Below are 12059 nucleotides of genomic sequence, written 5' to 3'. Positions count from 1 at the left end.
CCGGGCGGCGGGCTAGTGCGGGCGGACGGAACCGTCGGCTTCGAGGTGGGGATGACCGCTGTGCCGGATGGCCGTGCCGAAGAACGGCGCTGTGAGCGTGCCGGCCACGTGGCGGCGATTGATGATCAACGCCGCGATGGCCACCGCGGCGTAGACACCGCAGAGCAGTAGCCGTCCCTGCGTCGAGAAGATCGGGAACTGGACGACGAACAGGCCGAGCAGTGTGCACGCGGCGGCCCGGTTGAACCGCAGCGCCAAGATCAGCGCCACGCCCATCATCGTCTGGCTCGCGGTCAGCAGCACCTCCTCCACCTGGCGAGGGTCGAGTTGCAGGGACAACCCGCCGCCGCCCAGCAGATGGGCGATCGGCAACGACCCGATCAGCAGGGTCCACTGGTTGACCTTGGAGGAGATCAGCGTGGCGATGGCCGCCGTGCCCTTGCCGCGGGTGGCGAAGATGATCGCGATGATGAATTCCGGCGCTTCGGAGGCCAGCGGCGCCAGCCACTGCACCAGCAGGAAGCGGTTGATGCCGAGTTCGGTGCCGGCGGCAACAAGATTGTCGGCAAAGGGCTTGGCGCACAGCAGGATCACCCCACCCGACACCAGGAAGAGGCCGACCACGGCGGCGCGTCGACGACCGTCGGGCAGGTCCCCCAGAGCGGCCGCGGTGCCGATCAGATCGGGCTCTTCGACGCTGCCGTGGCTGATCTTGTACAGGTAGAAGCCGAACCAGGCCAGCAACGCCAGCCCCAACCCGAGATGGATCTGGCCGCTCGCCGGGATGACGAACGCGATGACACCGGCGATTAACAGGAAGCCGAGTTCGACGCGGTTTGCTGGTTCGAGCGTCAAACCGGTGGGCTTGTCCGAACCGGACTTGCGGGCGACCAGGATGCTGACCAGCACCACGACGGGCCAACCCAGACCCATCAACAACCGGTTGGACCCGGTCATGTTGGCCGCGGCGTATTGCGTGTAATCCGCGTTGTGGCCGGACACGAAGGCGTAGTAGAGGTCGACGGCGTATTCGGGCAGTACCGCGATCAAGGCGAGCAGCGCCGTCGCGAGCCCACCGGAGACGTCGACCTGGGCCGCCTCGGCCGCCCACGCCAGCAAGAAGCTGGCCGCCACCACCGCGGCTCCGAAGATCAGCAGGGCCAGCACGGCGCCGGTGTGCAAGCCGGTCACGCGGACGACCACCGCCGGGGCGACGAACGCGCCGGTGATCAGTCCGGAACGGGTCAGGGTGCGGCGCCGCCAGCCGGCCGTCGGCGAGACGGTGGCTGCGGGCCTGTCGGTGGCGAGCATCGTCATCCTTCGCACTGGCGATCGGGTGGCTTACGTCGACGCGGTGGCCGTGGTGAACCGGTGAACCGGTTACCCAACGTACCCGCGGCGGGCGGGCTCAGCAACGCAGTGGGTCAGCGAAAGTGGCGCCGCGCCCAAGCCCGTATTTGCTGCACAGGGCAGCGCAGAAGCAAAAGTTAGGCTGCCCTGATTTCGAACTTTGGCAAACCTCGCGGACGGCGGTGCGCCGCGCAGCGAACAGCCGGGCCGCTCATTGGGCGTCCGGACCCATCGCGGCGGCGGCCGCCTGCGCGAAGAGCTCAACGGCCTGATTGCGGCTCAGCGACGCCAGCAGCTGCGCGGCGGCACGCATGGTGTCGCCCACCATCAGGGTCGGGCCGTTGCCCAGGTTCTCGAACGCCTCGGCGATGACGTCGGACACGGCCGCTGCGTCCGAGGGCGCCTCGTCGGGGGAGCCGATCTGGCCGCGGCTGTATTCGAGCGCGCGCAATGCCGGGGTGTTGGTCTTGCCCAGGATCAGGCCCAGGACGTCGACGCCCTTGTCGTGCAGCTCGGCCCACAGCGCCTCGGCGAAGACCATGTCGAAGGCCTTGGAGGCGCCGTAGGCGACCATGTTGGGTCCGCCGGCCAGCCCCGCACCGGAACCGAAGATGACGATGCCGCCGCTGCCCCGCGCCACCATCGCGGGCGCGAAATGGTGACACAGCTGCATGGGCACCATGCAGTTGCGTTGCACCATCGATTCGGCGGCTTCGATCGAATTGGCAAGGAAGGGCTGGAAATTCGGGTCCGCGCCCGCGCAATACACCAGCATCCCGATCTCCAGGTCAGCGGTTGCCTCGGCGATCGCCGTCGCCGCTGCGGGCCGCGCCAGATCGATTGCGACGGTGCGGGTTTGCGCCGATGTCTTGGCTTCGATCTCGGCCGCGACCCGGTCGAGAACGGCTTGCCGGCGGGCCAGCAGCACCACGTTGACACCGCGCTCGGCGAGCCCTTCGGCGAACGCCGCGCCCACCCCGTCGGACGCGCCGGCCACCAGCGCCCACGGCCCGTATTTCGTCGCGAACGTCATCTAGGCGCCCCCGACCGTGGTGATGCGAACCTGGGTGTAGCGGCGGCGGGCGATGCGCCATCCTGCCGGCGTGCGCACGATGTCGTCGTCGTAGAAACCGATCGCGTTGACGCCAGAGCTGTTGTCGCCGAACATGATCAGGCCGTCGATATAGGTGCGTGCGGTGGCGGTGTCGCCATGCAGCGTGATGGCCTGGTTGGTCAGGCGGTGCAGCGTATGCCCCGCCAGGGCGTGCACCTGCTCCATGAAGTCGGCCACGGCATCCACGCCTCTCCAGGTGCCGATCTCGCCGTAGTCGAGTTGGCAGTCGTCGGTGAACACGGTGCGAAACAGCGGCCAGTCGCGGCGGTCGATCCCCGTCGCATAGCGCACCAGCAGTTCGGAGATGTCCTGCCGGTCATCGCGTTCGCTCACGGGATGTCTCCATTCGGATGCACGACGATCCGGGGCGGTCCCTCGGACCTGCGGGCCTGATCGAGCGCGTCGGGCACCTCGTCGAGCCCGATGATCCTGCCGACGCTCGGTAGCGGGTCCAATCGGCCCGTCGCGATCGCGTCGAGCGTGCCGTACCAGTCCTGCGGGTGCGGCCCGCCGCCGAACTGGATGGTCACGCCCTGACGGGTGGCGGTGGTGATGTCCAGGGTGTCGCCGGTGTACCAGCCGCCCGCACAGTAGATGCGGGTGCCCATCTCGGCGGATTCGACCAGTTGCTGAATCAGTCCGGACGCGCCCACGCATTCGAATACGACTGCCGGACCGGGCAATCCGCGTTGCGCCCGAACCTCGTTGAACGCCTCGAACGGCGATTTTTCGGCCGGATCGACCACGATGTGCGCGCCGAAGCGGTCGCGGGCCAGCCGGCGCCGGTCGGCTTGAAAGTCCGCGACGACGATGGGTTCCACGCCGCGGCCGGCCAGGGCGGCGACGGCCGAGAGCCCGATCGCTCCCGCGCCGATGACGAGCGGAATCTCGCCCTGCTGCAGCCGCGCCGACCGCACGTAGAACTCGCCGACGGCGAACGCGTCGGTCAACGCGACGGCATCGCTGGACACGTCGCCGGGCACGGGTTTGGCCGCCACTTCCGAAACCACAAGCAGCTCACCGAAACTGCCCTGCGCCTCGGGATGCTGACCGATGATGCGCATCCCGCCGGCGCCGCCGTCGACCAGCCGGACCGGCATGGCCGCTACCCGCGTACCGAGGGCGAATTGGTCGGTGCAGCCGGGCCCGTGCCCGATGACCTCGCCGACGAATTCGTGGCCGAGCACGAGGTCGCGCTCGGTGTCGTACAGCGAGCGGCCGGTCGGATCGTCGATGGCAAGTTCGGGATGATCCATGAAGTGCACGTCGGATGCGCAGATCGCGGTGCTCAACGTGCGCAACAGCAACTCACCCGGTCCGGGCTCGGGATCCGGTGTCTCCCGGACCTGTAACCGGCCGTCGCGTAACACCACAGCGCGCAATGCGTTAACTTTCTCGAATAATCGATATAGAATCTCGAATGTTCGTACAACTTTAAGAACGCCGTCGCAAAGGAGTCAAGCGATTCGCGGGTCGACGTCAGCGCCGACCGCCCGGGTGCTCGATGTCGTCGAGCTGCTGGCGCGGTCTGCGGGCGCGCGGCTGCGCTTCTCCGACGTTGTCCGCGAACTCGATCTCACCCAGGCGACCGCGCACGCGATCCTTAAAACGTTGTGCGACCGCGGTTGGGCCAGTCGCGACCCGATCACGAAGACCTTCGCCCTCGGCCCGGCGCTGGCCGTGGTGGCGGCGCGCACGGACACGGCCCGCCCTCTCGCGCATGCGGCGCGGTCCGCGGCGCTGCGGCTCTCCCGCGAGGTCGGCTATGCCTGTTCGGTGGTCGAGAAGTTCGGTGATTCCCTGGTGGTCACCGCCTTTGAGGGTGAACCCGCCACGCAGCCGTCGGGGATACCGGGGGATCGGATTCCCTATGCGCCGCCGTTCGGTGTGGCGATGGCGGCCTGGGACACCGAGGAGGAGCAGCGCGCGTGGATCCGGCGTGGCGCGGGCGGCAATCCCGACCGCACCCAGCGCCTCCAGCAGGTGTTGGCGCACACTCGCGAGCGGGGTTTCGACGTCGACTGGACGACGCCGGCGCTCGCGCAGGCGGTGCAGGTGGTCGGCACGCTGGACAGCAGCGAGATGCCGACTCCGGTGCGCCACATCATGGACCAGCTGCTGGTCGAGTTCACCACCATCGGATTTCTTTCCGACGACAACCCGGGCCGCCGCAAGCAACCCGTGGTGACGATCGCCGCACCGGTTTTCGACGAGCGGGGCCGCGTCGCCCTGATGGTGGCCGTACACCCGCTGTGCGCGTTGAGCGCGCGACAGATCCGGGACATCGGGGAACAGCTGACCGACGAGACGACCGAGCTCAGCGCATCGCCACCGCGGGCGGGCGCGATCGAGGGGGCAGGTGGGGCGACTTAAGCTCGACGCATGGAACTGCGGCAGCTGCGCTATTTCGTCGCGGTCGCAGAGGAATTGCACTTCGGTCGCGCCGCCAAGCGCCTGCACATTTCGGGACCGGCGTTGTCGCAACAGATCATCGCGTTGGAGCGCGAAGTTGGCACCGATCTGCTAGTGCGGGACCGGCGCAGCGTCCGGCTGAGCGAGGCCGGCCGTACGTTCCTCCCGGACGCGCGCCGGATTCTGGCACTGGCCGACGACGCCAAGCACCGGCTGCAGCGGACCGCCGCGCAAAGCTCCCCGGTGCGGCTCGGGTACGTCAGCTGGTTGCCCGACGACATCGACGCCCTGGTGGGGTCCGCGGCGGCCTTGCGGCTGGACGAGTGGGTGTTGCCGTCGCACGTGCAGGCGGACCGGGTGGCCGAGGGCACCCTCGACATCGCGTTGGCCTGGATCACCGACGCGCAGGCCAAGCAGCGGGCATTGACTCCGCACCTGCTTCGCGCCGAGCCGCTGAGCGCGGTCGTTCCGGGGGCCGCGTCATCGGAACCGATTGGCGCACGGCATGTCAGCGTCCTCGTCGACGACGACGCGTCGGCATGGTCATCGTGGAATCGGTTCGCCGAAGCCTTCGCCGCCGACACCGGCGCACGTGTCGTCGGAATCAACGACGGCGGCATCACCGGCGACGCGTTCTACGCGCACGTCCGCATGATCGCGGGTGCCGTACTGGAGTCACCCAAGCGCCACACCGCTGCCCTCCCGCCCCGGTTGACCCGGCGCCCCGTCGCCGACCCGGTACCGCTGTGGACGTGGTCGTTGCTACACCGCCAGGACGATGACCGGCCCAGTGTGCGCGGTGCCGTGACGTCGTTGCTGGCGGTTGCGCGCGGTCGTGACTGGCTGACCCCGCCCACCGGACGGTGGTGGACTCCGGCCGACGATCCCCACCGGGGCGTCCTGCAAACCGGCGCCGGCGTGCGGTGAGAACCTCCGTCAACCACTCATAAGAGATGGATCGTGGACGCTGGCTCGGCGCGGGGCTTCACTGAAGTCCGTAGAGCGGAGGGGCGAAAAGTGGTGGCACATAACTACGTTGTGGACGAGCTGGCCGATTTCGTCGTCGGTGCCCGGCCGGGGGACCTGACCGGGCGACCGCGGGCGCTGATGAAACGCAACGTGCTCGACAGCATCGCGTGCGCCGTCGGTGCCCTGGACGGCGAGCTGATCCCCACGATCCGCGACCACACCGCCCAGTTCGGTGGCGCCCCGACGGCCACCCTGGTCGGCGGCGGGCGCGCCTCGGTGGACCAGGCCGCGTTCTTCAACGCGGTGCTGGTGCGCTACCCCGATCTGCTCGACACCTATCTCACGGTGGGTGGGCTCTGCCATCCCGCCGATAATGTCGGTGCATTGCTGGCCGTGGCCGAGCACACCGGCGCCGGCGGAGCCGACTTCCTGCTCGCGCTGGCGGTCGCCTACGAGATCCAATGCCGGTTCAGCGCACAGGTTCCCGTGATGGCCCGCGGACTCAACCACGCGCTGCAGCTGGCGATGTCGGTCTCGGCGGGCAGCGCGAAGCTGCTGGGGCTGAGCGCCGAGCAGACCGCCAACGCCATTGCCGCCGCGGCGGCCGACAACGTGTCACTGGCGGCGGTGCACGCCGAGCCGGTTTCGAATTGGAAGGGCATCTCGCCGGCCATCACCGGGATGCGCGCCGTGTACACGACGATGCTGGCCGCGCGTGGCATCACCGGACCCAAGGCGCTCTTCGAGGGCCCGCACGGGCTGGTGCAACTCTTCGATCAGCGCATCGATCTGCACACCGCCGACCGGAGTCTCACCTGTGTCGAGCAGACCTACCTGAAGCAATACTGCTCGCTCATCCACGGCCAGGTCGTCATCGATGCGATCCTGGCCGTGCGCGGTGAGCACGGTCTGCAGGGTGCGGATGTCGCGCGGGTGGTCCTCGAGGTCTTTCAGGGCGCCTACGACTTCGCCGGCGGGGGAGCCTACGGCGACAAAGACCACCCGACCACCAAGGAGCGGGCCGACTACAACCTCAAATACCTGACCGCGGTCGCCCTGCTCGACGGTGGCGTCGGCCCCGAACAGCTTGAGAACGACCGAGTTTCGCAAAGCGACGTCATCGACCTGTTGTCCCGGGTGCAGGTCGTTCCGGCCGCAGACCTGACCGCGGACTATCCGCAACGCACCGCGGCGCGGGTGCACGTGATCACCCACGACGGGCGCCAATTCAGCCGCGAGCAGTCGGATTACGAGGGATCACCCACCCGCCCGATGTCCTGGGACCGCGTGGTGGACAAGTTCGGTTGGCTCGCCGAACCGTTCTGCGACGAGCCGCTGCGCGATGAGATCGTCGCCGCGGTGGCCCGGCTTGACGAGATCGAGGTCACCGAACTCACCGGGTTGCTCGGATCGGTGCCTTCCACGCCGCGGCGCGCGCGCAGTAGGCCGCGCTTCTGACACCCGTCTGGCACGTAGCGCTCGCCCCCTTGCGTGGCCGACCGCCCGCCATGAATGATCCGGCCATGGGTAAAGAACACGGCCGCAACCGCTGGGAGCTGGTCACCTGCGCGGTTGCCGGTCACGTCACCTACGCGCCCGACGAGAAGTCCCTCGCCGACCGGCTGAGCGGCAGCACCGGGCTGGGCGAGGTGTGGCGCTGCCTGCGGTGCGGCGAATTCACCGTCGGCGAGCCACACGGGCGCGGTCGCGCCGAAGACGCACCGATGATCATGCGCGGCAAGGCTTTACGACAGGCCATCATCATCCGCATCCTGGCGGTCGAACGCCTGCTGCGGGCGGTGGTGATCGCGCTGGCGGCCTATGCGGTGTGGAAGTTCCGCGGAGCGCGCGGTGCCATCCAGGCCACCCTCGATCGCGACCTGCCCATCTTCCGCACCGCCGGCTTCAAGGTCGACCAGATGACCATCGTGCACGAACTGGAAAAGGCGCTGGCGGCCAAGCCGTCCACCCTGGCCCTGCTGACCCTGATGCTGGCCGGTTACGCGCTGCTCGAGGTCGTCGAAGGGGTGGGCCTGTGGCTGCTGAAACGCTGGGGCGAATACTTCGCGGTGATAGCCACCTCGGTTTTCTTGCCCCTCGAGATCCACGACCTGGCCAAGGGCATCACCATGACCCGGCTGGTGACCTTCACCATCAATGTCGCCGCGGTGATCTACCTACTGGTCTCGAAACGGCTGTTCGGGTTGCGCGGCGGGCGGAAGGCCTACGACGAGGAACGACGCGGGGAGCAGCTGCTCGACGTCGAACGGGCCGCGGCCGGAACCTGAGCGAAGCCCGACGGTTACGCCGGTGGCTGCTTGGGGTGGATGAAAACGCCCTCGGCCTCGACGGTGACGCCCTGATCGTCGGCCAGCTGGCCGACGGCGAAAATCTTGACCCCGTCGACGCGATCGACGCGAGCCTCCGCGCGCAGCGGCCTGCCCAGCGCGGTGGGCCGGCGATAGCGCAGGGTCAGCGTGCCGGTATAGGCGGGCCTGTTGGGCTGGTGGGCCGTCGCCCCGAGCACGTGGTCGAGCACCAGGGCGCAGACGCCGCCGTGCACGGTACCCGGTGGGCCTTCGTAGGCGGCGCCGAGCACGAATTCCGACCACACCAGTCCGTCGGGATCGTGATGGATGACCAGCGGTGGGGCCACCGGGTTTCGCAGACCCACCACGGCGTTGCCCCAGGCGATGGTCTGGCCGTCGGCGGTTCGGTGTACACCGAACGGCCCGGGTAGCAGCGCGTCGCTCAATTCGTCTGTCGCACTGTCGATCCTGGCGATGGCCGCCGCCACCGCCGCGGGCCCGGCTTCGGTGCGGATGCTGATGTCTAGGAGTCGGCGGACCGATTCGGCCAGCGGCGCGTAAACCGACTCGAGTTGGCTGAAATCGATGCAGGGCGTGGGGTCATGCATCCTGGCAACTTAACAGTGCGTCCGCTGGGTGGGCTGGTGCCCACCGGAGCGCCCGGGGTCAACGGGCATACTGCGCTGGGAACGGAGGAGTCAATGGGGACCTACGCGATAACCGGATCGGCTTCCGGGATGGGCCGCGAGACGGCGCAGCGCCTTCGGGACAACGGGCACACCGTCATCGGCGTCGACATCAAGGATGCCGATGTCGTGGCCGACCTGTCGACGCCCGACGGGCGCAGGGCGGCCGCCGAACGCGTCCTGGCGTCCGCGGGCAACAGGCTAGACGGCGCCGTGCTGGCCGCCGGGTTGGGTCCCGGCCGCGGCCGGGATCGCGCCCGGCAGATCGCTGCGGTCAATTACTTCGGGGTGGTCGAGCTACTCGTCGCCTGGCGTGCGGCGCTGGCCGCCGCGGAGCGCGCGAAGGTTGTTGTGGTGGCCAGCAATTCGGCGACGACGATGCCCGCGGTGCCGCGTCGGGCCGTCAACGCGTTGCTGGCACACGATGCCGACAAGGCGTGGCGGGCGGTGCGGCTACTTGGCCGAGGGGCGCCGACCATGATGTATGGCGCCTCGAAGATCGCGGTCAGCCGCTGGGTGCGGCGACATGCGGCCTCACCGGAGTGGGCCGGGTCGGGCGTGCGGCTGAACGCCCTGTCACCGGGCGCGATCATGACACCTCTTCTGCAGGAGCAACTCTCGGATCCGAGGCAGGCCAAGGCCGTCCGGGCGTTTCCGGTGCCGGTGGGCGGCTTCGGTGACGCGGGGCACATGGCCGAGTGGATGTGCTTCATGCTGTCCGATGCCGCCGATTTCCTGTGCGGCAGTGTAGTATTCGTGGCCGGCGGTACCGACGCGTATTTTCGCCCCGACGACTGGCCCAAGGCTGTGCCCGCACACCGATTGCCCGGGTATCTACGCCGGTTCAAGGGTTTTCATTAGGGGAACTGTTGCGTGTCTTTCCTCGCGCCCCGCGTGTGCGGTAGACCACAGAACGGCTTTTCGTGGCGTTTACCGCGGCGCGGCACCCCCGTAAAACGGCTGCGGTGCAATTGAATGAGACGGCGCACAAGCCGAAAGAACAAAGGATCAGACGGTGGCCACACTTCCAGCCTGGGTCAGCCAGGCTCCCGCGACTTTCGACGTGGTCGCGCCCCTGAAACGTGCCTCCGGCGCCTGGCAGGCGATGCTCAAAAGCACCCGACGGCCGGCCGCCGTGGGCCCGCGGTTGATGTCCCGGGGCGCCGAGCGCTGTTGACGGCCCGGTCAGGCAGACTGAGTCGACGGTGGATGACTACGCAGAACACCAGGATTACTGGAACCACAACAGCGCCTATCACCCGTGGCTGGTCGGCATCGCTTCGCGGCACCGCGGCGACGTTTTGGACGTCGGATGCGGGGAAGGGCTGCTGGCTCAGCGATTAGCCGCGGTGTCGCGCAGCGTCGTCGGGATCGATGCGGATCCGACATCGGTGAGGCGCGCCGCGCAGCGATTGCAGCCGATCGCGAACGCCTCGGCGCAACTGCGGCGTTTCGAGGAGTTCGAGCCGGGCGAGGCTTCCTTCGACCTGATCACGTTCGTCGCCAGCCTGCATCACCTGCCGCTGCGCGACACCTTGCAGATGGTGCGTCAAATGTTGCGGCCCGCTGGGCAATTGGCGGTGGTGGGACTGTCCGCCAACAAGAGCGTTGCCGACTGGCTGTGGGCCGGTCTGTGTTTACCGGCGGTACGCGCCGGTTCGAGGCTGCACCGGGAAACCCGCGACATCGGTGTACCCGTCGCCCATCCCCGCGAAAGCCTGGCCGAGATCCGGCGAGCGGCCGACGACGTCCTACCCGGAGCCCGCATCCGGCGGGGCGTCTACTACCGCTACCGACTGCTCTGGCGCAACGTCTGAGTGCAGCGCGCGTTCACGTTCGCGTTCGCGCCGGCGCGCCCTGGAGGCCCTCAGATTGACGGCGTTGCCGCACGTCTTGACGTCATGCCAGACGCCGCTGTTGTTTTTCGAGCGGTCGTAGAACGTCGAGCCGCACCGGTGGTTGTGACAACGCTTGATCCGCCGCCAGGTGCCGGCTTGCTGGCTCAACAGGATCTCGCCCCACAGCGCCGATGCCAGCCAACGCCAACCGCCGCCATGGGGATCCAACCGCACCTCACCGGCATCGGACAGCGCGAAAGATGCGGCGACGCCGTCGGCGCCATGAGATCGCGATTGTTCGCCGGCGACGAGTTGCTCGATGGTGGCGCGCAGCGCGCGAAGCTTGGCCAGGTCGGCGGCACCCAGCTCGGGGGGCGACAGGTCCACGCCGCGCGCGGCCGACCACGCCCGCACGGCGGCCGTCGCCCAGTCGCCGGCGAGGCGTGGTTCGGCCAGCAGGTCCGGCCCGTACCCGTCGATGGCCCTCGTGTTGAGGAAGTCCTGGACCAGGCCCAGGCCACCGGGAGCGCCGCCACAGCCGTATCGCTGTGACGCAACCCACTGAGAAGACATAAGTAAAGAATACTTGACTATGTCACGGCGGTCAATTAGCGTGACGCAATCAAAACATTTTTGCCTACGTCAAAGGAGCAGGACATGGTCAACGTCAAGGGGTCGACGGTAGTGGTCACCGGTGGGCAGCGCGGTCTGGGCAAAGCCATCGTGGCCGAATTGCTGGACCGGGGCGCGGCGAAGGTCTACGCCACCGCCCGGGCGCCGAAGCCCAGCCAGGACCCCCGCGTGGTCAGCGTCGCATTGGACGTCACCAACCCGGATTCGGTTGCCGCGCTCGCGTCCACGGCGGCGGACGCCGACATTGTCATCAACAACGCCGGAGTTCTCGGCGCCCGGACACTGCTTGACAGCGACATCGACGAGGTGCGAGCGGTCTTCGAGACGAATTACTTCGGCGCGCTGCGCGTGGCCAAGGCCTTCGCCCCGATCCTGGCCGACAACGGCGGCGGTGCGCTGGTCGACATCGCCTCGATCCTGTCCTGGATGCCCGGATCCGGCGGGTACGGCGACTCCAAGGCCGCACTGTGGTCGACGACGAACTCGCTGCGCATCGAGCTCGAGAAGCAGGGCACCCTGGTCGTCGCCGCGCACCTCAGCTTCACCGACACCGACATGACCGCCGGCTTCGAGGCACGCAAGAACGATCCGCGCCAGGTGGCCCGGGCGATCGTCGACGGCATCGAGCGGGACGACACGGAGGTGCTGGCCGACGACGACACCCGCTACGTCAAATCGGTACTGTCCGGACCCATCGAGGCGCTGCCCCGAATGGGGTGAACCGCCTGCCGCCCAAAGTCACCGGCGC

Annotated in this window: 14 protein-coding genes; 8 read left to right on the top strand and 6 right to left on the bottom strand. The window is 68.3% G+C overall.

Annotated elements, in window-relative coordinates:
- Window positions 1-12 precede the first annotated feature (12 nt).
- The 4 genes from A5659_RS08085 to A5659_RS08070 all read right to left on the bottom strand — a co-directional run bounded on the left by A5659_RS08085 (window position 13) and on the right by A5659_RS08070 (window position 3837).
- Window positions 13-1317: a sodium:proton exchanger gene (locus A5659_RS08085; RefSeq protein ID WP_066877115.1), complete on the bottom strand. Its 1305-nt coding sequence runs from the start codon at window positions 1315-1317 to the stop codon at window positions 13-15.
- 244 nt (window positions 1318-1561) lie between these two features.
- Entirely contained in the window at window positions 1562-2383 is an 822-nt protein-coding gene (locus tag A5659_RS08080; RefSeq protein ID WP_067025514.1) for an SDR family NAD(P)-dependent oxidoreductase, read from the bottom strand.
- Window positions 2384-2797, bottom strand: coding sequence for a nuclear transport factor 2 family protein (locus A5659_RS08075; protein ID WP_067180284.1), 414 nt, complete (start codon window positions 2795-2797; stop codon window positions 2384-2386).
- A complete protein-coding gene (locus tag A5659_RS08070; protein ID WP_066870000.1) occupies window positions 2794-3837 on the bottom strand; it encodes a zinc-binding dehydrogenase in 1044 nt (347 codons plus the stop codon). Before A5659_RS08070 ends, A5659_RS08075 begins: the two co-directional genes overlap by 4 nt.
- A 124-nt stretch (window positions 3838-3961) precedes the next feature.
- Between A5659_RS08070 and A5659_RS08065 the strand changes: the two genes are divergently transcribed.
- The 4 genes from A5659_RS08065 (at window position 3962) to A5659_RS08050 (ending at window position 8133) form a co-directional block, all read left to right on the top strand.
- A complete protein-coding gene (locus tag A5659_RS08065) occupies window positions 3962-4837 on the top strand; it encodes an IclR family transcriptional regulator (RefSeq protein ID WP_066870003.1) in 876 nt (291 codons plus the stop codon).
- 9 nt (window positions 4838-4846) lie between these two features.
- Window positions 4847-5803: a LysR family transcriptional regulator gene (locus A5659_RS08060; protein ID WP_067025517.1), complete on the top strand. Its 957-nt coding sequence runs from the start codon at window positions 4847-4849 to the stop codon at window positions 5801-5803.
- Window positions 5804-5914: 111 nt separating this feature from the next.
- The gene (locus tag A5659_RS08055; protein WP_067025520.1) at window positions 5915-7303 is read left to right on the top strand and encodes an MmgE/PrpD family protein; all 1389 of its coding nucleotides are present in this window, start codon (window positions 5915-5917) and stop codon (window positions 7301-7303) included.
- A gap of 65 nt (window positions 7304-7368) precedes the next feature.
- Window positions 7369-8133 (top strand): DUF2127 domain-containing protein, encoded by a 765-nt coding sequence (locus A5659_RS08050; RefSeq protein ID WP_066870053.1) that lies wholly within the window; start codon window positions 7369-7371, stop codon window positions 8131-8133.
- A gap of 14 nt (window positions 8134-8147) precedes the next feature.
- Here the strand turns inward: A5659_RS08050 and A5659_RS08045 are convergent, their stop codons facing one another.
- Window positions 8148-8762: a PaaI family thioesterase gene (locus tag A5659_RS08045; protein WP_066870011.1), complete on the bottom strand. Its 615-nt coding sequence runs from the start codon at window positions 8760-8762 to the stop codon at window positions 8148-8150.
- Between the two features lie 93 nt (window positions 8763-8855).
- Between A5659_RS08045 and A5659_RS08040 the strand changes: the two genes are divergently transcribed.
- The 3 genes from A5659_RS08040 to A5659_RS08035 all read left to right on the top strand — a co-directional run bounded on the left by A5659_RS08040 (window position 8856) and on the right by A5659_RS08035 (window position 10657).
- Window positions 8856-9701 (top strand): SDR family oxidoreductase, encoded by an 846-nt coding sequence (locus tag A5659_RS08040; RefSeq protein ID WP_067180280.1) that lies wholly within the window; start codon window positions 8856-8858, stop codon window positions 9699-9701.
- Window positions 9702-9855: 154 nt separating this feature from the next.
- A complete protein-coding gene (locus A5659_RS28090; protein ID WP_197497949.1) occupies window positions 9856-10017 on the top strand; it encodes a hypothetical protein in 162 nt (53 codons plus the stop codon).
- Between the two features lie 28 nt (window positions 10018-10045).
- Window positions 10046-10657: a bifunctional 2-polyprenyl-6-hydroxyphenol methylase/3-demethylubiquinol 3-O-methyltransferase UbiG gene (locus A5659_RS08035; protein WP_067180276.1), complete on the top strand. Its 612-nt coding sequence runs from the start codon at window positions 10046-10048 to the stop codon at window positions 10655-10657.
- Here the strand turns inward: A5659_RS08035 and A5659_RS08030 are convergent.
- Window positions 10592-11251 carry a CGNR zinc finger domain-containing protein gene (locus tag A5659_RS08030; RefSeq protein ID WP_231997773.1) on the bottom strand — a complete coding sequence of 220 codons (660 nt, stop codon included), beginning with the start codon at window positions 11249-11251 and terminating at the stop codon, window positions 10592-10594. The two genes, A5659_RS08035 and A5659_RS08030, sit on opposite strands and share 66 nt — an antisense overlap.
- Window positions 11252-11335: 84 nt before the next feature.
- On the opposite strand from A5659_RS08030, the gene A5659_RS08025 reads away from it, so the two are divergent.
- Window positions 11336-12031 (top strand): SDR family oxidoreductase, encoded by a 696-nt coding sequence (locus A5659_RS08025; RefSeq protein ID WP_067180272.1) that lies wholly within the window; start codon window positions 11336-11338, stop codon window positions 12029-12031.
- Window positions 12032-12059 lie beyond the last annotated feature (28 nt).

Source organism: Mycobacterium sp. 1165196.3, from assembly GCF_001673415.1.
GTDB lineage: Bacteria > Actinomycetota > Actinomycetes > Mycobacteriales > Mycobacteriaceae > Mycobacterium > Mycobacterium europaeum_A.
This window is presented reverse-complemented; position numbering and strand designations above follow the sequence as displayed.

Coding starts and splice junctions, on each gene's coding strand:
- A5659_RS08060 (WP_067025517.1), top strand. CDS start 4,847: ATGGAACTGCGGCAGCTGCGCTATTTCGTCGCGGTCGCAGAGGAATTG.
- A5659_RS08085 (WP_066877115.1), bottom strand. CDS start 1,317: ATGACGATGCTCGCCACCGACAGGCCCGCAGCCACCGTCTCGCCGACG.
- A5659_RS08080 (WP_067025514.1), bottom strand. CDS start 2,383: ATGACGTTCGCGACGAAATACGGGCCGTGGGCGCTGGTGGCCGGCGCG.
- A5659_RS08050 (WP_066870053.1), top strand. CDS start 7,369: ATGGGTAAAGAACACGGCCGCAACCGCTGGGAGCTGGTCACCTGCGCG.
- A5659_RS08040 (WP_067180280.1), top strand. CDS start 8,856: ATGGGGACCTACGCGATAACCGGATCGGCTTCCGGGATGGGCCGCGAG.
- A5659_RS08030 (WP_231997773.1), bottom strand. CDS start 11,251: ATGTCTTCTCAGTGGGTTGCGTCACAGCGATACGGCTGTGGCGGCGCT.
- A5659_RS08025 (WP_067180272.1), top strand. CDS start 11,336: ATGGTCAACGTCAAGGGGTCGACGGTAGTGGTCACCGGTGGGCAGCGC.
- A5659_RS08045 (WP_066870011.1), bottom strand. CDS start 8,762: ATGCATGACCCCACGCCCTGCATCGATTTCAGCCAACTCGAGTCGGTT.